Below are 18,809 nucleotides of genomic sequence, written 5' to 3' on the forward strand. Positions count from 1 at the left end.
CCCCTTCGCATTTGCCGATGTTCACGTGAACCCCCTGGTGAACGCTCCCGGTCAGCGGCCTTCCGCCGTGTACTGGCTTGCGTGCAGCAAGCGGTGAGGTGAGGGCCGTCTCAGGCTCGGAAGGGGACATGATGGATGCGGGGAAAGCCAAGCGCCTGGCGAGCGAATTGGACGCGTACGCCCACTGGTTCGTGGCGCCGGATGCGTCCTCTGCTGGGTACTTCCTGACGCTGACGCTCTTCGCCGAGTGCGGCAACACGGCACGTGTCGCGCGCGATCAGACGGCCGAGTTCCTTCGGGGCGCGGGTGCCGGTGCTGTGGTGGACGATGCCCGGCTGGTCGTTTCGGAGCTGGTCGGGAACGTGGTGAACCATGCGGTGCCGGATCGGGACCTGGCCCGTCCGGGTGGCTGTCGGCGCATCGACGTGATCTTCAAGGTGTGGCCGAAGTGGCTGTTCATCGGCGTTGCCGATGAGGACTCGACGCCTCCCCTGCTGCCGGTGGGCGAGATCTTCTCGCCGGGGCTGGTGGGGGAACTGTCCGAGGCGGTGTTGCCGGACAGCGGGCGTGGCCTGCTCATCGCTCAGCGACTGGCCACGGCCGTCTGGTGGACGCCTGGCAGTCAGGGCGGCAAGACGGTCTGGTGCCGCTTCGACCTGGACGGCGGGGCTGAGCACAGACCGCGCTGATGATCTCCGGTCTGCCGTCTGCGGTTCTCCCTCGCGATCGGGAGCGGGCGGCGGACCGGACATCGATCGGAGCTCGACCCGCTCCGGTCATGGGCGCGGCCCTTCCGGTCGTGGGAGCTCCCCTCCCGGCTGAGGGGCCGCGCCTGACAACCACATACCGAGACCGGGCCACCCCCTGCCCTGGAAAGCGAAGGGTGGCCCGGCTGGGAACACGGCGGTTCCCGGTGCCTGATGGTACCGGGGCCGCCGTGCTGCGTATCCGCCCTGGGACAAACAGAGTTGATGATCCGTTACCTAGATCAGGGCAGAGGTGGGCAAGGTGACTGGCTCGGGTGAGAGCTGGCTGAACGATGGCCTCGATGACGTGATGGGCGTCGACCACGGCCTGTGGGTGCCAGGGGTCGACTACATGGCGGGCTGGCGGGAGGCTCGGGAGGGTGCCGACCGGCTGAACCGGGCGCTCCTCGGCGCGGGCTTCGAGCTGTCCGCCGTGCGGGCGGTCGCCTCGACGGGTGAGGACGGGCGCGGGCTCGTGCGGCTGGCGGGCAGGCCGGACACCGTGGGCCGGCTCGCCGGGCTCCTGGAGCAGCTCGCTGGCAGTGGCGGCGGTGCGGCATGAGTGGCCCTTTCGCTGGTGAGCGCCGGACGTGGGCGCGTCGCCGGCTGGAGAGACTTTGGGCAGTAGCTGCCATGGGGCGAGTGAACAGGGGGCCCTACGCTGGCCCGGCGAATCGGGCAGGTACTGGACCTGCCCGCGGTTGTGCCCGATGGGCCCCCTGTTCTTCGAGGCTCGCCCCATGGGAGCTGCGTAAAGTCTCGGAGGCCGGCGACCCTCAGCCACCCACGCCCCAGCCTGCGACGGCCGGTCGACGCTGCGACTTCTCCTGCTGGCTGCGGCGTGGGGCGTCCGGCGACCGGACGGGACCGGCGGCCACGCCGCACGCCCGGCCGGGGCGGCCGGGCGGCCCGGCGCGCCGCAGGCGCGCCCTTGAGGAAGTGAAGGCGGTTTCGACCGATGCCGGTTGCAGGTCAGGCGCGGGCGCGTCGGGCGGGCTGTTTGTCGGCGGTGATCCGGTAGGCGAGTTCGGCACGGTCCGCGCCGATGCGCAGCTCTTCGAGGATCAGGGGGCGGTCGTCGGTGCCGTGCGTGACGCGGGCCATGTGCAGGATCGGGGTCGCGTCGGGGAGCTGGAGCGTGGCGCGCTCGTCGGGCAGCGGCATGCGGGCGCGTACCGTCTCGCTCCACGACAGCTTGTGTCCGGCTTGGGTGAGTACCCAGTAGATCGCTGCCGGAGGTTTGCACGGCTCCTTGCCAAGCAGCGGCACAGCCTCGGCGATCTCGAAGGGGATCAGTGTGCGGTGCATCGCGCGCGTCCCGGTGCCGGGATCGGTGAGCAGCCGGTCGCAGCCGAACAGCGCTTCTTCCTCGCCGAGTTGAAGCAGTCGGCCGGTGTCCTTCGTGGTGTGGGTGCGGTAGGTGCTCGGCTCCTCGGCCTCCTGCCAGACGTCTCCGTTGGGCATGACGAACTTGCCCTCGCTGGTGCGGCTGATGCGCCGTTCGAGGGTGAGGGCCGGCTGTCCGTCGGAGCGTACGAAGCTGCCCTTGCCGTGCCGGACATCGATCAGCGCTTCGGCCCTTAGTGCGGCGATGGCGTTGCGGACCGTGGGGCGGGAGACGCCGTAGCGGGCCATGAGCTGGGCCTCGGACGGCAGCAGGGAGTCGGGGGCGAACTCGCCCGTGAGGATCGCTTCGCGGATCGCTGCGGCCACCTGCTGGTAGAGGGCTCCGGGGCGCTGGATCTCGGTCATCTCGGCTTCTCCGGGTCGTGGTCGTAGGCACGTCGCACGCGCGACATCACTCGTCAGCATAAGTAGTTGCACCCCCGCCGTACAGGACTCCATAGTCATAACTCGTAAGGACAAGTGACGTCAGTATCAGGCTGGCGTCCCGACTGGCCAGGGAGGCCAAAGAAATGCAGTCCATTCCCGTGGACACGGCGCGGCTGGGCGTACTGCGGTGCGCCATCGCGCCCGAAGCGAAGATCAGCAACCCCGACACACAGGAGGTGAAGAAGGACCGGGACGGCAACCCCGTCTACACGGTGGCGGTCACTGTGCGGCAGGACCGGCGGCGGATCTCCGTCATCGAGATCGCCGTGACCGGTGAGCCCAAGGGCATCGAGGAAGGGCAGATCGTCAAGGTCACCGGGCTGACAGCGTTCGTCTGGTCGATGGGCGAGCGGCACGGCGTCAGCTTCCGCGCCGACGCCATCACCCCGGTGCTCGGCGCGACGGCGCACGTCAAGGGCGGTGGTGCCTGATGGGGCCGATCTTGCTCGCCTTCGCCCTGGCCGTGCTGGCCTGGGTGCTGGTCGTCGGTGACATGGTGCGCCGGCACCGTCCGGCCTGGCACTGGTACCTCGTGGGCTACCCGGCCGCCGCGTGCCGGGTGGTGTTCACCTGGCGCAAGGTCGCCCTGCTCAACGACCTCGCCGTGTCCCGCCGCCCGCCGCGCGGACTGCTCGGGGACCTGGTGGTCAAGGGGGACCCGCTGCGGCCGGTGGCTCCGCGGGCCTCCTTCCCGCGCGCCACCCGCCTGGGCCTGACCGTGATCGTGCGCCTGCACGCGGGCCAGACCCCGGCGACGTACCTGAAGGCGGCGGACGCGTTCGTGCACGCCTGGAAGGTGCACGCCGTGCGGGTCACCTCGCCGGAACGCGGGCTCGTCCTGCTGACCGCGACGGCCACGGATCCGTTGCAGCGGCCCGGCTTAGCCACGGCACCGGCCGAACTCCTCTCCGCGCTGATAGGCGTGCTGGAGTCCGGCGGGGCCTGGGTGATGAACCTGCGGCTCGTGCCGCACTGGCTCATCGCCGGCGCCACCCGCTCAGGCAAGTCCACCCTGCTGGCCCGGCTGATCACCCAACTCGCTGAGCAGCCGGTGGCCCTGGTCGGCATCGACTGCAAGGGCGGCATGGAACTCGGCCTGTTCGCCGGACGGCTCAGCGCGCTGGCTACCTGCCGCAGGGAAGCGATCGCCGTGCTCTCCGCGCTCGTGGTCGACATGCAGGACCGAATGAGCGCCTGCCAGTCCGCCGGGGTCCGCTCGATCTGGGAGCTGCCCGACAAGCTGAGGCCGGTGCCGGTCGTCGTCATCGTCGACGAGATCGCCGAACTGTACCTGTCCGACGGCACCCGCGAGAGCAAGGCAGAAGCAGACCAGTGCTCCACACTGCTGCTCCGCCTGGCCCAGCTCGGGGCCGCGCTCGGCCTGCACCTGGTCGTCGCCGGCCAACGCGTCGGCTCCGACCTCGGCCCCGGCGTCACCGCCCTGCGAGCCCAGCTCGGCGGTCGAATCTGCCACCGCGTCAACGACCCCGGCACCGCCGAGATGACCCTCGGCGACCTGAACAAGGACGCCGTGGCCGTCGCCCAGTCGATCACAGCGGAAGAACGCGGCGTGGCCGTGTGCACCGGGCCGGACGGCGGCTGGAGCCGAGCCCGCTCCCACCTCACCCCCACGCAAGAGGCCGTAGCGACGGCCCGGAAGTACGCAGCCCTCACCCCGGAACTGCCCGGCCTGAACCGCGCCCTTGCGGCGCTGGAAGGAGACGACAGGTGATCGGCGGAGGTACGGCGTTCACGTTCGCGGTGATCTTCGGGGTCATCACCGTCCTCCTCGTCCGCTCCCGCGACGTCCGCGCCTGGGAAGCGGTCTGCGTCGGCCTCTTCGGCGTCTACCTCGGCCAGACCCCCGTGATCTACACCGTGCATGGCCTCGTCACCTGGGTCATCAGCGGCTTCTCCCACCCCTGAGCAGAGAGGACACACCACCATGCCCATGCCTCGCGTGAGGTGCCCCCAGTGCAAGGGCGACGGAGCCCGCCGCACCTGGACCGGACGACAGCGTCGCTGCCGCGTCTGCCGCGGCACCGGAACCATCCGCTGACCGACGACCACGGCGACTGACCACACCCGTAAGGAGCTCGGCCCATGGACGAGAGCGCGCCACCAACCACCATCCGTGCCGCTTTGGCGGCCCACCCAGGAAGGTCACCACCATCACCCCGCAGATCACCCCGGCTGACCGGCGCGCCGCCCTCGACCGCGCGGCGCGCCTGCGTCAGCTCCCCGAAGCGGACCGCGACGCCATCCGCCTCGCCCAAGACCCCAAGTTCCCCCGCTGGCTGGAGCAGATCACCGCCACCGGCGGCTGCACTCACCCTGTCCACCTGTCAGGCTCCACCAGCATCCTCGACGGTGCGACTGGTGAGATCCTTCACCACTACGACACCCGCAACGAGCCCGGTGAGCGGCTCCTCGTCCGCTGCCGCAACCGGCGCGCGACCGTCTGCCCGGCCTGCTCCCGCCTCCACGCCGGAGACACCTACCACCTCGTCCGCGCCGGCCTCCTCGGCGGCAAGAACGTCCCCGCCAGCGTCCGCCACCGCCCCCGCCTCTTCGTCACCCTCACTGCCCCGTCCTTCGGCCCCGTGCACCGGGCTGAGGAGTTGTGCCGCCCCCGTCGCGACGGCGGAACCTGCGAGCACGGTCGTCCCCTCGGCTGCGGCGCCGTCCACGCCTCGGACGCGCCGGTCGTCGGCCAACCCCTCTGCCTCGACTGCTACGACTACACCGGCCACGTGCTGTGGCACGCACACGCTTCCAAACTGTGGGACCGGTTCGTCATCGACGTCCGGCGGCGCCTCGCCTCCGCCGTCGGCCTCGTACAGTCTCACTTCGCCCACCACGCCCGGCTATCCTTCGCCCGCGTCGCCGAGTACCAGAAGCGGGCGGCTGTACACGTGCACGCCGTGGTCCGCCTCGACGGCCCGAACGGACCCAACGACGAACCCCCCGCCTGGAGCACTCCAGACCTGCTCATCGACGCCGTACGCGCTTCCGCCCGGCGGGTCCTGGTCCGCACCCCCTACAGCCCGGACGTGGGCGAACTGGCCTTGCGAAGGGGCGTCCAGGTCGACGCTCGACCCCTGCGTGCCGACAGTGACGGACCCGACGATGACGCGGTCGCCGCATACGTGGCCAAGTACGTCACGAAGGGCGCGAGCGAGACAGGCGCCGGCATCGACCACCCGGTTACCACCTGGGCAGACATCGAGTCGGCACCGGTCAGCGAACACGTTCGGATCCTCATGCGCACCTGCTGGCGTCTTGGCGGCCTTCCCGATTACGCCCACCTCCGCCTCCGGGACTGGACCCACACGCTCGGCTACCGGGGGCACATCCTGACCAAGTCCCGTGCTTACTCGACGACGTACGCGGCACTCCGCGCCGAGCGCGCCGACCACTTGGGCCACGCGGACCTGCCCGACATGGTCACCGAGCGGCAATGGCGCTACGTCGGCTCGGGCCACACCCCCGGCGCTGCCCTCATCGCGGCCGGAATCGCCGAGGACCTTGCGGAGTCCCGACGGCTCGGCCTGGAAGCAAGACAAGAGGGGGAGTGGTGTCGATAACTGCCCTGCCCGAACGCGAACTTCAGCAGCCTGGGCGCTCGCCGCTGCCCCGGACGTCCAACAACAGGACCATGAGCCTGATTGAGAGCGAGATCGTGATCATTGACGATGACGGCACTGAAGAGCCGTTTGACCCCGCGTCTTGGTTCTCGTGAAAAGGGAAGCCGCCTCCCCGTGTGCCTCGGGAAGGCGGCTGCACTGGTACGTCGCCTGTGCTGTGTCAGAAGGCTTCGGCGAAGTCGTCCTCTCGGATCACGAGCCGCTCGCGTACGTCCCTCGGGATCAGTAGGCGGAGGTGCACCTTCGGGGCCCGCACCTTCGGCACCTTCGTGCGGGTGACCTCGCATCGGATGCCGACTCGGTACAGGTCTGCGGCCATGGCTTCCATGCCGCCTTCCTGCCAGTGCTCGCGGAAGGTCTTACCGCCGTGGACGTTGACCCATCGGTCCTTCGCCGTCTCGGGGTCGATGGCTTCCAACTCCCCGATGAGTTTGTCGAGCGTCGCCTCTGCCTGCTCCTTCGTGAATCGGGTCTTCGTGTACCGGCCCCCTGGTTCGAGCTCCTTCATGTAGAGAGCGATGGATTCTTGAAGGCGCTTGATCTCCCGCCGTACCTCGGCGCCCTCGGCGTACTGGCGAACCTGTACGGGGAAGTCACCAAGGACCTTGAGCACGTCCTCCACGAGCCGCTCGTAGACCTGGTCGGGGTCGGGTGCGCCGAGTCCGCCGCTCTTGCAGTTGCGGCACCGAAGGTAGTGGTAGATCCCGAACTTGTTGTTCGTGATCTTCACGGTCATGTTCGTCTTGCAGTCGGCGCACAGGAGGACGCCGAGGAACTGAGTCGCTCCGCCGACACGGCGTGGAGGCTGGTTCTTCTTGCGCTTGTCGAGAGCGGCGCCGAGGGTCTCGAACTCCTCCTCGGTGAAGATCGGGGGAGCGACCATGATCGGCCTGCCGTCCTTGCCGAGGATCGCTTTCGAGCGCCGTTGCCCTCCTTGCTTGTCCTCCTCCACCCGGTAGCCGAGAAGCGCAGGGTTACGGAGGCGGCGGTGGAGCGTCGCCACGGTGAGCCCCTGGCTCATGAGCCCGGACCGCTTCAGGCAGCGCACCATGAACCGGGCGGAGCGTCCTCGAAGCGCCATGCGTCGAGCCCAGTGCAGTGCCTTATGGGCCGCGGGGTCGATGACGAGACCGAGCTTCCCTGCGTCGTCCTCACCCGTGACGTAGCCGTACGTCGGCTTGCCGATGATCCACTCTTCCTGGGTCTTCGCGTAGTCCCACAGGCTCGTGACTCGGGTGGAGGTGTTGGCCGCTTCGATCTCGGCGATACCGCCGATGATCGTGACCATGATCTTCCCGGCGGTCGTCGTGAGATCAAGGCTGTCGTTCTTCGAGACCAGGTTCTTCCCGCGTTTCAGGCTCCACTCGATCATCGTCGAGAGATCAGAGAGGCGACGTACGAAGCGGTCGAGCTTCCAGAACAAGAGCTCGTCGAACTCGGGGGAGCGGTTGTTCAGCCAGTCGCCGAGTTCCTTCCTCTTCCACGGCGGAACCTTCGTTGCCGATACGTTCAGGTCCGAAGCGACGCCGACGACTCGGCAGCCTCGCTCCCTCGCCAGGATGCGAAGGTCGAGCTCCTGCCGCACTGGCGACGTGGTTTCGTCCGTCAGTACAGACAGGCGGACGGATAAGAGAGCCCGAGGAGCATCCTCGGGGAGTAGGGCCTCAGCCTGCTTCAACTCCTCCAGGAGCGCGAGATCTGCGTCAGTCCACTCGGCCTCGACCGAGTACTGCCTCTGGTCGGCTCCTGTGCGCTTCCGTGTTCGTGTCCCCATGCATGCGACCGTAGAGCTGGTTTTGCGCGTATGTCCATATGCCCGCAGATGGACACCCAGATCCAAATCGGCCCGACCGGCAAGAAGTTGCTCCCTCTGACGGTCAAGAACGCTGGTGCGACGCCCGCGGCGAGTGGTCACGTGCACTGACCGGATCAGCGTTCACTACGCTGGCGACCTTCTACGAATGGGGGGCGTGGGGTGAACGGCAATCCGCTGTATCACTGGGTGGCGCTGGCTGTGTCGACGGCGCTCATGCTGCCGGTCCCGGTGGCGATGCTGGCAGGGTGGGCGCCGCCGTGGATGCGGAAGCGGCAGGCAGGGATGCGGCTTCGCGCCTACGGCTTCGTGTGCTTCTACGCCCTCGTGCTCGTCAACGCGATCCCCCGGATCGCCGACGCCTCCTATGAGACGGTCATGGCCTGCATGAACGTCGGGCTCGGCTTCATCGCCGCCGCTGCCGTCCTGTTCCTGCTCGCGGAGCGCAAGGACTCACGCGCCCAGGCAGCCGGCCCCGTCGAACCTGCGCGGTCCCAGCGCTAGGCGATGCGTCGTTGCGGCATCCGGTGCAGGCTGGGTGGTGTTCGGTTGGTGGGCGCGGGTGGGAGGTGCGATGGAGATCGAGGGATCGGTTGCCCTGGTGACAGGGGCCAATCGTGGTATCGGTCACGCGTTCGCTCACGCGCTGATCGAGCGGGGGGCCGCCAAGGTGTACGCCGGTGCCCGTGATCCGGCGAGCGTCGGTGACGAGCGGCTCTCCGCGTTGCGTCTGGACGTCACCGAGCCCGAGGACGTCGCCGCGGCGGCCGCGGTCGCCGGCGACGTCACCATCGTGGTCAACAACGCGGGCGTCGGGGGGTTCGGGACCAAGCTGCTCACGGGCTCCTTCGAGGGTGCGCGTGAGGCGATGGAGGTCAACTACTTCGGGACCTGGGCCGTTGCCCGCGCCTTTGCCCCGGTCCTGGCCCGGAACGGCGGCGGCGCGCTGGTGAACATGCTGTCGGCCGTCTCCTGGATCTCCCGGCCGGAGTACCCCGGATACGCGGCCTCCAAGTCGGCCCAGTGGTCGTTGACGGGCGCGCTGCGGGAAGGCCTGCGCGAGCAGGGAACGCTCGTGGTCGGCGTCCACGCCGGTTTCGTGGAGACGGATCTCAGCTCCTTCACGGACGCACCGAAGATCAGCGCGGCGGACGTGGCGGAGCAGACCATGGACGCCCTGGCGAACGACCGGGTCGAGGTCCTCGCCGACGAGCGGACCAGGCAGATCAAGCACGCCCTGGCGCAACCACTCGACCAGTGAGATCGGCACCGGACCGGAACGACTCCTCGGGGGGACTCCGGCCGGCGGCCGCCGGGAACCCGACGTGGCCGAAACGCGTACTCTAGGGAGAAGGACCGGGCGCTCCCCATGACGGGGCCGGCGCCACGGACCGCCCGCCGTACACGAGGAGAAGTTCCACTGGGCAAGCGACAGCCCGAAGGCCCACCGCCCGCACCCGCGGTGCAGCGCATCCGACTGCGCTACACCAAGCGAGGCCGCCTCCGGTTCACCAGCCACCGTGACTTCCAGCGCGCCTTCGAGCGTGCGCTGCGCCGTGCCGAGGTGCCGATGGCGTACTCGGCCGGGTTCACGCCGCACCCGAAGGTCTCCTACGCCAATGCCGCACCCACCGGCACGGGCAGTGAGGCGGAGTACCTGGAGATCGCGCTCACCGCGCCCTGCGACCCGGAGCGTCTGCGTGAGCTTCTCGACGAGTCGTTGCCCGCCGGGCTGGACGTCGTCGAGGCGGTCGAGGCCCGTACGTCGGGGCTCGCCGACCGGCTGACCGCTTCCGTGTGGGAGCTGCGGCTGGACGGCGTGGACCCGGCCGAGGCCGAACACGCGGTCGCGGTCTTCAACGGGGCCGAGACCGTGGAAGTGCAGCGCCTGGCCAAGAACGGCATGCGCACCTTCGACACCCGGTCCGCCGTGGTGGACCTGGAGAGTATGGAAACGCACGGTTCGGCGGCTGATGGGCCGACCGGCCAGCCTTGTGCGATACTGCGGCTGGTTGTTCGGCACGTGACGCCTGCCGTGCGACCCGACGACGTCCTGTCCGGTCTCCGCGCCGTGGCCGACCTGGCGCCGCCGGTCCCCGCAGCGGTGACCAGGCTGGCGCAGGGGCTGCTCGATGAAGAGACCGGCACGGTGACCGACCCGCTCGCGCCCGACCGCGAGGCAGACCTGGCCGCCCCGGCCGATTCAGTGGGGGCCGCCGTTCCTGCCGCCGCGAAGGCGCCCGCGTAGGGACGGTTCCGCACCGGGACGGACGTCGAAGCGCCGCCCTCGTACTCGGGAGCCACCTGGGTCGGGCAGCGCACCCACCAGAAGACTTTCGCCAGGCCGTGCACAACAAGGCGTACGGAACCGGCGAGACAGGACACAGAGAGCTCCCGTGCGGCGCCCGCGCCCCGGACGGCGGCCGACGCGCACCGCGCGGCCGCGGACGTCAACGGTGCCGATCGACGTGATCGGCGCCGGACCGAGGCGCGGCGCCCGGGAGCCTGACGGGAGATACGCCCGCATGCTCGAACCGACCGAGCCCATCGAGGGTTCCGAAGAACTGAACACTCCCAGCGACACTCTGCCGCCGCGTCGTCGGCGCCGTGCCGCGTCCCGCCCGGCGGGTCCGCCCTCCGCCGCGTCCTCCGAGGCCGCGGCCGAGATCACCGCTCCGGCCGTACCGGCCGCCGCGTCCGCGGAACTCGCGGAGCAGGTGGAGGAGCAGGAGACTCCCGAGACCGCCCTGGTCGACGGCGAGGACACCGAGGAGACGGCGCCCGCGCGCCGTACGCGCCGTCGTGCCTCCGCGCCCGCCGGGACGCCCAAGGCCATCGAGGGCGAGGCTGCCGCCGAGACCGTCGTTCCGGCGGTGGCGGTCGCCGAGGCGCCGACCACCGAGTCCGCCGCCGTCGAGACGTCCGCCGGGTCCGTGGAGGTCGGCGAGGCCGCCGCTCCGCGCCGTACCCGCCGCCGTGCCACGCGCAGCGTGTCCACGCCCACCGCGTCCACGGAGGCGGTCGGGACGGCCGTTGCCGCCACGCCCGCGGAGAGCTCCGAGGCTGTCGCCGATGCGGCGGAGGAGGCGCCCGCGCCCGCCGCTCGTACGCGGCGCCGTGCCACCCGACGCGCGTCCGCGCCCGCCGGTGGCCCCGCGCCGGCCGAAGCCGCCGAGACCCCCGCGCCGGCCGAGACCGCCGAGACCCCCGTGGTGAACGCCGCTCCCGAGGCCACGGCCGAGGAGCCGGAGCCGCAGGCCGCGGAGGACGCGGCTCCGCGTCGCACCCGCCGGCGTGCCACGCGCCGTGTCTCCGAGCCGGCCGCTCAGACCGCCGCCGTCAGCGAGACCCCCGCGGCCCAGCCCGCCGAGGTTCCCGGCGAGGGCGAGGCATCCGCCGACGTCACCCCCGCCGCCGAGGCCGCGGAGGACGCTGCGCCCCGTACCCGTCGGCGTGCCACGCGTCGCGCCTCCGAGCCCGCCGCACAGGCCCCCGCCGCCACCGAGGCCCCCGCGGCCCAGCCCGCCGAGGCCTCCCGCGAGGGCGAGGCCCCCTCCGACGCGGCCCCGGCCGCCGAGGGGCCTGGCGCGCGGCGGAGCCGGCGGCGGGTCGTCCGGCGTGCCGCGACCGGGTTCTCCGAGCCCGCCGCCGAGTCCACCGCCGGTGACGGCGAGTCGACGCGCAGGCCCGCGCGGCCCGCCGTCGCCGTGTTCCAGGCGCCCGTCTTCACCCAGCCGATGTTCCAGACCCCGGAGCGTGCCGCCGCCGCTGCTGCGGCCGAGGCCGCGGAGAGCGAGGAGCTCCCGGAGGAGCAGGCCGCGCCGGTCGAGCAGGCCGAGCACTCCGACCAGGGCGGATCGCGCCGCCGCCGTCGTCGCCGGGGCTCCGGTGGTGAGGAGTCCGAGACCGGGACGGCCGCGACCGCCGACGAGTCCGCCGAGGACGAGGAGGAGTCCGCCGAGGAAGCCGCCGAGGGCGAGGACGGCGAGGAGTCCGGTTCCCGCCGTCGCCGTCGCCGCGGTGGCCGTCGCCGTCGCCGGGGCGAGTCCGCCGATGCCGGCGAGGACGCGGAGGAGAGCGACGAGCTCGCCGCCGAGCAGGCCGCGCAGGACGCCGAGGACACCGCCGAGCAGCTCGACGAGGACGACGAGGGCGAGGCCGGCGACGAGGACTCGGGCGACGAGGACGAGGGCCGGCAGGGAGGCGGTGGCTCCAGCAGCAGCCGCCGTCGTCGTCGCCGTCGTCGCCGGGCCGGTGACAGCGGCACGGACGGCGAGCCGTCCGCCGACGACCCGGAGCGCACCGTCGTGAAGGTGCGCGAGCCCCGCAAGGCGGCCGAGCCGTCCGACGAGGTGCAGTCCATCAAGGGCTCGACCCGTCTGGAGGCCAAGAAGCAGCGTCGCCGCGAGGGCCGCGAGCAGGGCCGCCGCCGGGTGCCGATCATCACCGAGGCCGAGTTCCTGGCCCGCCGTGAGGCCGTCGAGCGCGTGATGGCCGTCCGGCAGCACGGCGACCGTACGCAGATCGGCGTCCTGGAGGACGGTGTGCTCGTCGAGCACTACGTCAACAAGGAGCAGTCGACGTCGTACGTCGGCAACGTCTACCTGGGCAAGGTGCAGAACGTGCTGCCCTCGATGGAGGCCGCCTTCATCGACATCGGCAAGGGCCGCAACGCCGTCCTGTACGCGGGCGAGGTCAACTTCGAGGCGCTCGGGATGGCCAACGGCCCCCGCCGCATCGAGTCCGCGCTGAAGTCCGGGCAGTCCGTCCTCGTGCAGGTCACCAAGGACCCCATCGGACACAAGGGCGCCCGCCTGACCAGCCAGGTCTCCCTTCCGGGCCGCTACCTCGTGTACGTGCCCGAGGGCTCGATGACCGGCATCAGCCGCAAGCTGCCCGACACCGAGCGGGCCCGGCTGAAGACGATCCTCAAGAAGATCGTCCCCGAGGACGCGGGCGTGATCGTGCGCACCGCCGCCGAGGGCGCGAGCGAGGACGAGCTGCGCCGTGACGTCGAGCGGCTCCAGGCGCAGTGGGAGGACATCAAGAAGAAGGCCAAGGGCGGCAACTCGAGTGCGCCGTCGCTGCTGTACGGCGAGCCGGACATGACCGTCCGGGTCGTGCGCGACATCTTCAACGAGGACTTCTCCAAGGTCATCGTCAGCGGTGACGAGGCGTGGCAGACGATCCACGGCTACGTCTCGCACGTCGCTCCGGACCTCGCGCCGCGTCTGCAGCGCTGGACCAGCGAGGTCGACGTCTTCGCCACGTACCGGATCGACGAGCAGCTCGCCAAGGCGCTGGACCGCAAGGTCTGGCTGCCCAGCGGCGGTTCGCTGGTGATCGACCGGACCGAGGCGATGGTCGTCATCGACGTCAACACCGGCAAGTTCACCGGCCAGGGCGGCAACCTGGAGGAGACGGTCACCAGGAACAACCTGGAGGCGGCTGAGGAGATCGTGCGCCAGCTGCGGCTGCGCGACCTCGGCGGCATCATCGTGATCGACTTCATCGACATGGTCCTGGAGTCCAACCGGGACCTGGTGCTGCGCCGCCTGCTGGAGTGCCTGGGCCGCGACCGTACGAAGCACCAGGTGGCCGAGGTGACCTCGCTGGGCCTGGTGCAGATGACCCGCAAGCGGGTGGGCCAGGGCCTGCTGGAGTCCTTCTCCGAGACCTGCGTGCACTGCAACGGCCGCGGTGTCATCGTCCACCTGGAGCAGGCGAGCGTCGCCGGTGGCGGCGGGGGCAAGCGCCGCAAGCGCGCCCGCGCCGGTGCCGAGCAGCCGCACGAGCACGAGCACGAGGCCGTGGCCGTCGCCCCGACCGCCGAGGAAGAGGCGGAGGCCGAGACGGAGGCCGCCGAGCCCATCGCGCTGCCCGCGCTGGAGATGGCCCCGGACGAGGAGCTGTACAGCAGCGTCGCCGAGGCGGAGGCCGCGGCGAGCCGTGGCCGTACGCGGCGCCGCGCCGGCCGGCGGGCGTCCGCGCCCGCGGGCGCGCCGAAGGCCCACACCGACGGCGGCGCCCCGGTTCCCACGGCGCAGGACGTCACGGCGGCCGAGGAGGCCGCGCGTCCGGTGGTCCCGGAGCCGGCCGAGCAGGCTCAGGCCGAGCCCGTGGCCGTGGAGGATCCGACGGTCCCCGCCGCGGCCGTGACCGACGAGGCCGCGCCCAAGGGCCGTACGCGTCGTCGTGCGACCCGCAAGGTGTCGGCGCCGGCCGGGTCCCCGGCGGGTGCCGAGGCGTCCGTGGTGACGGTCGCGGAGGCCGCGCCGACGGTGTCCGCCGAGTCGCGGGACACCGACGCGGCCGAGGTTCCGGCGGAGCAGCCGGAGGCTCCGGCCGAGTCCGCCGCCCCGGCCCGTCCGCGCCGTCGTGCGGTGCGCAAGGCCACCGCGCCGACCGCGCCCGAGGAAACGGCCGTCGTGGTCGTCCCGTCGGGCACGGCGGAGGAGGCCGCCACCGAGTCCGGTGCGCCGGTCGAGTCCGCCGAACAGGCCGCCGCCGACCCGGAGTCGGCCGAGTCCGCCGCCGACGAGGGCGCTCCGGCCAAGAAGACGGCCCGCAAGGTCGCCAAGAAGGCCACGGCGAAGAAGGCCGCCACGAAGAAGGCGGTGGCCAAGAAGACGACGGCCAAGAAGACCGCCGCGAAGAAGGCCACGGCCAAGAAGGCGGCGAAGACCGTCAAGTCGGCCACGGCCGCCAAGAAGTCCGCGTCGAAGAAGACCGCGGCGGCCGAGCAGTCGTCGCTGTCCGTCTCCGCCTCGACGGAGGACTGACCGGCTCGCACCGCGCGGGGCGCCTACGGACCAATGGTCCGTAGGCGCCCCGCGTTCGTGTGTCGTACGTCGCTCCTTCGTCGCGCGAAGGCAAAATGGACCGGAAAGGCTAAGGTGTGAGCCACTGACTCCAAAAAGGACATATGGGGATTCTGTTCCCAACCCATTCACAGTATTGGGGCGCGATACGTGAAGGCTCTCGTGCTCTCCGGGGGGTCGGGCACCCGTCTCCGGCCGATCACCCACACCTCGGCCAAGCAGTTGGTGCCGGTCGCCAACAAGCCTGTGCTCTTCTACGGCCTGGAAGCGATCGCCGACGCCGGGATCGACGAGGTCGGGATCGTCGTCGGTGACACCGCGGACGAGATCCGCGAGGCGGTGGGCGACGGCTCCCGTTTCGGGATCGAGGTCACCTGCATTCCGCAGGAAGCGCCGCTGGGCCTCGCCCACGCGGTGCTCATCGCGCAGGACTTCCTCGGCGACGAGGACTTCGTCATGTACCTCGGCGACAACTTCATCGTCGGTGACATCACCGGTCTCGTCGAGGAGTTCCGGGCCGAGCGGCCCGACGCGCGGATCCTGCTGACCCGGGTTCCCGACCCCACCTCCTTCGGTGTCGCCGAACTCGGCGGCGACGGACAGGTGGTGGGCCTGGAGGAGAAGCCGAAGGAGCCGGAGAGCGATCTGGCACTCGTCGGTGTCTATCTGTTCACCCCGGCCATACATGAGGCCGTCCGCTCCATCGAGCCGTCCTGGCGCGGGGAGTTGGAGATCACGCACGCCATCCAGTGGCTGATCGACAACAAGTGCGACGTCCGCTCCACCGCCATCTCCGGTTACTGGAAGGACACCGGCAACGTCACCGACATGCTGGAGGTCAACCGGTCCGTCCTGGAGACCGTGGAGCCGCTGAACGCGGGCGCGGTGGACGAGAAGAGCGAGATCATCGGCCGGGTGCGGATAGAGGCGGGCGCCCGGGTCAGCGGCAGCCGGATCGTCGGACCCGCGTTCATCCGGGCCGGCTCGGTGGTGGACGACGCGTACATCGGCCCCTTCACCTCGGTCTCCGAGGACTGCCGGATCGTCGACAGCGAAATCGAGTACTCCATCCTGCTGCGGGGCTCGTCCGTGACCGGCGTGCGCCGGGTGGAGGCCTCGCTCATCGGGCGCGACGTCGAAGTGACGCCCGCACCCCGGAACCCCTCGGCCCACCGGCTCGTGCTCGGTGATCACAGCAAGGTGCAGATCTCCTCATGACGACCAGGATCCTGGTGACCGGCGGCGCCGGCTTCATCGGCTCGCACTACGCCCGTACGCTGCTCGGCCCGCAGGGCCCCGGTGATGTCGAGATCACCGTCCTGGACAAGCTGACGTACGCGGGCAACCCGGCCAACCTCGACGAGGTGCGCGCGCACCCGGGGTTCGCCTTCGTGCAGGGCGACATCTGCGACCCCGAACTCGTGGGCAAGCTGATGTCCGAGCACGACGAGGTCGTGCACTTCGCCGCCGAGTCGCACGTCGACCGCTCCATCGACGGCGGCGCGGAGTTCGTCCGCACGAACGTCGTCGGCACGCACACGCTCGTCGACGCGGCGCACCGGGCCGGCATCAGGACCTTCGTGCACATCTCCACCGACGAGGTCTACGGCTCGATCGACGAGGGCTCCTGGCCCGAGACCCACCCGCTGGCGCCCAACTCGCCCTATTCCTCGGCGAAGGCGTCCAGCGACCTGATCGCGCTGTCCTACCACCGCACCCACGGCCTGGACGTCCGCGTCACCCGCTGCTCCAACAACTACGGGCACCACCACTTCCCCGAGAAGGTCATTCCGCTCTTCGTCACCAACCTTCTCGACGGCAGGAAGGTCCCGCTGTACGGCGACGGCGGCAACGTCCGCGACTGGCTGCACATCGACGACCACGTCCAGGGCATCGACCTGGTCCGCACCAGGGGCCGCGCGGGCGAGGTCTACAACATCGGCGGCGGCACCGAGCTCTCCAACAAGGAGCTCACGGCGCTGCTGCTCGAGGCGTGCGGCGCCGACTGGGAGACCAGCGTCGAGTACGTCGAGGACCGCAAGGGCCACGACCGCCGCTACTCCGTCGACTGCACGAAGATCCGCGAGGAGCTCGGCTACGAGCCCCGCAAGGACTTCCGCACGGGCCTCGCCGAGACGGTGCGGTGGTACCGCGACAACCGCGCCTGGTGGGAGCCGCTGAAGGAACGAGCGGCCCTGGCCTGAAGGAAGAGGCATGAACCCGACACAGGAAGAGGCAGGCGCCCCGGCCGGCTGGCTGGTCACCGGAGCGGGCGGCATGCTCGGCCAGGACGTGCTGGCCGGGCTGGCCGCCGAGGGTGAGCGTCACGTCGCGCTCGACCGCGCGGCCCTGGACCTCACCGATCCCGCGGCCGTGCGGCGGGAACTGGAGCGCCACCGCCCCGCCGTGGTCGTCAACTGCGCGGCCTGGACCGCCGTCGACGACGCGGAGACCCGCGAGGCCGAGGCGCTCCGCGTCAACGGCGACGGCCCGGCCCACCTCGCCGCCGCCTGCGCCCGCACCGGCGCCGTCCTGCTCCACGTCTCCACCGACTACGTCTTCGCCGGCGACGCCACCACCCCGTACGCCGAGGACGCCCCCACCGCTCCGCGTAGCGCCTACGGCCGTACCAAGCTCGCCGGTGAGCAGGCCGTCCTGAAGACCCTCCCGGACCGCGGCTACGTGATCCGCACCGCCTGGCTGTACGGCTCCGGCGGCCCCAACTTCGTCCGCACCATGGTCCGTCTCGCGGGCGAGCGCGAGACGCTGGACGTCGTGGACGACCAGCGCGGCCAGCCCACCTGGAGTGCAGACCTGGCCGGTCTGCTGCTGGCCCTGGGGCGCGGAGCCCTGGCCGGCACCGCCCCGGCCGGGATCTACCACGGCACCAGCTCGGGCGAGACCACCTGGTACGGCTTCACCCGCGAGATCTTCCGCCTCCTCGGGGCCGACCCGGACCGGGTCCGCCCCACGACCAGCCAGGCGTTCACCCGCCCCGCCCCCCGCCCGGCCTACAGCGTCCTCGGCCACGACCGCCTCCGCCCGGCCGGTGTCGAGCCGCTGGGCGACTGGCGCGCGGCGCTCACCCGGGCTTTCCCGGAGATCCACCGCGACCGGCCGGCACGCTCCGCCGGGCCGGCGGAAGGACCAGCAGAAGAAGAGCCGAGGGACGAAGCGAGGACTGTGTGATGCGACCCCTTTCGATTTCCGGCGCCTGGGTGCACGAGCCGAAGGTCTTCCCCGACAGCCGGGGCAGCTTCCACGAGTGGTTCAAGGCGTCCCTCTTCACCGAGGCGGCGGGCCACCCGCTCACCCTGGCCCAGGCCAACATGTCGGTCTCCAGCCGGGGCACCCTGCGCGGCATCCATTTCGCGGACGTGCCGCCCGGCCAGGCCAAGTACGTCACGTGCGTGCGCGGCGCGGTCCTCGACGTGATCGTGGACATCCGGACCGGCTCGCCCACCTTCGGCCAGTGGGAGCCGGTGCGCCTCGACGACCGCGACCACCACGCGGTCCACCTCTCCGAGGGGCTCGGCCACGCCTTCATGGCACTCGCCGAGGACGCCACCGTCGTCTACCTCTGCTCCGAGGGCTACGCCCCCGAGCGCGAGCACGGCATCCACCCGCTGGACCCGGCCCTCGGCATCGAGTGGCCCGCGGACATCACCCCGCTGCTCTCCGACAAGGACGACCAGGCGCCCACCCTGGCCCGGGCCCGGGAGCAGGGCCTGCTGCCCTCCTACGAGGACTGCGTGGCCCACCGGGAGAGCCTCGGCGGCTGAACCGTCCCAGGCCCGGAGCGCCGGGCCGGACCGTACGAAGCACCAGGTGGCCGAGGTGACCTCGATGGGCCTGGTGCAGATGACCCGCAAGCGGGTGCCGCAGTCCTGCACCTCGCAGGCTTTCGCGGTCTGTCCAAGTATCACTGTGGTAACCCTGAGGGAAAACT

16 protein-coding genes are annotated in these 18,809 nt (G+C 71.0%); 14 read left to right on the forward strand and 2 right to left on the reverse strand.

Going from position 1 to position 18,809, the window contains the following annotated elements:
- The first annotated feature begins 131 nt into the window (after nt 1–131).
- Nucleotides 132–689 (forward strand): ATP-binding protein, encoded by a 558-nt coding sequence (locus ACIP4X_RS20620; protein WP_358728689.1) that lies wholly within the window; start codon nt 132–134, stop codon nt 687–689.
- A gap of 319 nt (nt 690–1,008) precedes the next feature.
- Entirely contained in the window at nt 1,009–1,308 is a 300-nt protein-coding gene (locus ACIP4X_RS20625) for a hypothetical protein (RefSeq protein ID WP_358728605.1), read from the forward strand.
- A 410-nt stretch (nt 1,309–1,718) separates the two neighbouring features.
- Here ACIP4X_RS20625 and ACIP4X_RS20630 read toward each other — a convergent pair whose 3' ends face one another.
- Nucleotides 1,719–2,498, reverse strand: coding sequence for a GntR family transcriptional regulator (locus ACIP4X_RS20630; RefSeq protein WP_358728607.1), 780 nt, complete (start codon nt 2,496–2,498; stop codon nt 1,719–1,721).
- Between the two features lie 164 nt (nt 2,499–2,662).
- On the opposite strand from ACIP4X_RS20630, the gene ACIP4X_RS20635 reads away from it, so the two are divergent.
- The 4 genes from ACIP4X_RS20635 to ACIP4X_RS20650 all read left to right on the forward strand — a co-directional run bounded on the left by ACIP4X_RS20635 (nt 2,663) and on the right by ACIP4X_RS20650 (nt 6,166).
- Nucleotides 2,663–3,010, forward strand: coding sequence for a hypothetical protein (locus ACIP4X_RS20635; protein WP_358728609.1), 348 nt, complete (start codon nt 2,663–2,665; stop codon nt 3,008–3,010).
- Nucleotides 3,010–4,311 carry an FtsK/SpoIIIE domain-containing protein gene (locus ACIP4X_RS20640; RefSeq protein WP_358728611.1) on the forward strand — a complete coding sequence of 434 codons (1,302 nt, stop codon included), beginning with the start codon at nt 3,010–3,012 and terminating at the stop codon, nt 4,309–4,311. The genes ACIP4X_RS20635 and ACIP4X_RS20640 overlap by 1 nt, the downstream gene beginning before the upstream one ends.
- Nucleotides 4,308–4,505 carry a hypothetical protein gene (locus tag ACIP4X_RS20645; RefSeq protein WP_358728612.1) on the forward strand — a complete coding sequence of 66 codons (198 nt, stop codon included), beginning with the start codon at nt 4,308–4,310 and terminating at the stop codon, nt 4,503–4,505. The genes ACIP4X_RS20640 and ACIP4X_RS20645 overlap by 4 nt, the downstream gene beginning before the upstream one ends.
- Before the next feature lie 302 nt (nt 4,506–4,807).
- A complete protein-coding gene (locus ACIP4X_RS20650; protein ID WP_391453807.1) occupies nt 4,808–6,166 on the forward strand; it encodes a replication initiator in 1,359 nt (452 codons plus the stop codon).
- A gap of 220 nt (nt 6,167–6,386) precedes the next feature.
- Here the strand turns inward: ACIP4X_RS20650 and ACIP4X_RS20655 are convergent, their stop codons facing one another.
- Nucleotides 6,387–8,000 carry a recombinase family protein gene (locus tag ACIP4X_RS20655; RefSeq protein WP_358728613.1) on the reverse strand — a complete coding sequence of 538 codons (1,614 nt, stop codon included), beginning with the start codon at nt 7,998–8,000 and terminating at the stop codon, nt 6,387–6,389.
- 201 nt (nt 8,001–8,201) lie between these two features.
- Between ACIP4X_RS20655 and ACIP4X_RS20660 the strand changes: the two genes are divergently transcribed.
- The 8 genes from ACIP4X_RS20660 (at nt 8,202) to rfbC (ending at nt 18,642) form a co-directional block, all read left to right on the forward strand.
- The gene (locus ACIP4X_RS20660; protein ID WP_358728615.1) at nt 8,202–8,543 is read left to right on the forward strand and encodes a hypothetical protein; all 342 of its coding nucleotides are present in this window, start codon (nt 8,202–8,204) and stop codon (nt 8,541–8,543) included.
- Between the two features lie 70 nt (nt 8,544–8,613).
- On the forward strand, nt 8,614–9,300 hold the full coding sequence (locus ACIP4X_RS20665; protein ID WP_358728616.1) for an SDR family oxidoreductase: 687 nt from the start codon (nt 8,614–8,616) through the stop codon (nt 9,298–9,300).
- 201 nt (nt 9,301–9,501) lie between these two features.
- Nucleotides 9,502–10,287, forward strand: a complete 786-nt coding sequence (locus tag ACIP4X_RS20670; RefSeq protein ID WP_358728618.1) for a TIGR03936 family radical SAM-associated protein — start codon at nt 9,502–9,504, stop codon at nt 10,285–10,287.
- A 277-nt stretch (nt 10,288–10,564) separates the two neighbouring features.
- Nucleotides 10,565–14,821, forward strand: coding sequence for an Rne/Rng family ribonuclease (locus ACIP4X_RS20675; protein WP_391453024.1), 4,257 nt, complete (start codon nt 10,565–10,567; stop codon nt 14,819–14,821).
- Between the two features lie 189 nt (nt 14,822–15,010).
- A complete protein-coding gene (locus tag ACIP4X_RS20680; RefSeq protein ID WP_358728622.1) occupies nt 15,011–16,078 on the forward strand; it encodes a glucose-1-phosphate thymidylyltransferase in 1,068 nt (355 codons plus the stop codon).
- The gene (rfbB, locus tag ACIP4X_RS20685; RefSeq protein WP_358728624.1) at nt 16,075–17,064 is read left to right on the forward strand and encodes a dTDP-glucose 4,6-dehydratase; all 990 of its coding nucleotides are present in this window, start codon (nt 16,075–16,077) and stop codon (nt 17,062–17,064) included. Before ACIP4X_RS20680 ends, rfbB begins: the two co-directional genes overlap by 4 nt.
- Before the next feature lie 10 nt (nt 17,065–17,074).
- Complete coding sequence (rfbD, locus tag ACIP4X_RS20690) at nt 17,075–18,049, forward strand: dTDP-4-dehydrorhamnose reductase (protein ID WP_391453027.1); 975 nt, start codon at nt 17,075–17,077, stop codon at nt 18,047–18,049.
- Entirely contained in the window at nt 18,049–18,642 is a 594-nt protein-coding gene (rfbC, locus tag ACIP4X_RS20695; RefSeq protein WP_391453029.1) for a dTDP-4-dehydrorhamnose 3,5-epimerase, read from the forward strand. The genes rfbD and rfbC overlap by 1 nt, the downstream gene beginning before the upstream one ends.
- Nucleotides 18,643–18,809: the final 167 nt, after the last annotated feature.

It is taken from the genome of Streptomyces sp. NPDC088817 (assembly GCF_044750345.1).
Taxonomy (GTDB): Bacteria; Actinomycetota; Actinomycetes; order Streptomycetales; family Streptomycetaceae; genus Streptomyces.

What these genes read in the sequence shown, in the direction of transcription:
- rfbB (WP_358728624.1), top strand. Translation starts at nt 16,075, where the DNA reads ATGACGACCAGGATCCTGGTGACCGGCGGCGCCGGCTTCATCGGCTCG.
- ACIP4X_RS20665 (WP_358728616.1), top strand. Translation starts at nt 8,614, where the DNA reads ATGGAGATCGAGGGATCGGTTGCCCTGGTGACAGGGGCCAATCGTGGT.
- ACIP4X_RS20675 (WP_391453024.1), top strand. Translation starts at nt 10,565, where the DNA reads ATGCTCGAACCGACCGAGCCCATCGAGGGTTCCGAAGAACTGAACACT.
- ACIP4X_RS20640 (WP_358728611.1), top strand. Translation starts at nt 3,010, where the DNA reads ATGGGGCCGATCTTGCTCGCCTTCGCCCTGGCCGTGCTGGCCTGGGTG.
- rfbD (WP_391453027.1), top strand. Translation starts at nt 17,075, where the DNA reads ATGAACCCGACACAGGAAGAGGCAGGCGCCCCGGCCGGCTGGCTGGTC.
- rfbC (WP_391453029.1), top strand. Translation starts at nt 18,049, where the DNA reads ATGCGACCCCTTTCGATTTCCGGCGCCTGGGTGCACGAGCCGAAGGTC.
- ACIP4X_RS20655 (WP_358728613.1), bottom strand. Translation starts at nt 8,000, where the DNA reads ATGGGGACACGAACACGGAAGCGCACAGGAGCCGACCAGAGGCAGTAC.
- ACIP4X_RS20630 (WP_358728607.1), bottom strand. Translation starts at nt 2,498, where the DNA reads ATGACCGAGATCCAGCGCCCCGGAGCCCTCTACCAGCAGGTGGCCGCA.
- ACIP4X_RS20635 (WP_358728609.1), top strand. Translation starts at nt 2,663, where the DNA reads ATGCAGTCCATTCCCGTGGACACGGCGCGGCTGGGCGTACTGCGGTGC.
- ACIP4X_RS20620 (WP_358728689.1), top strand. Translation starts at nt 132, where the DNA reads ATGGATGCGGGGAAAGCCAAGCGCCTGGCGAGCGAATTGGACGCGTAC.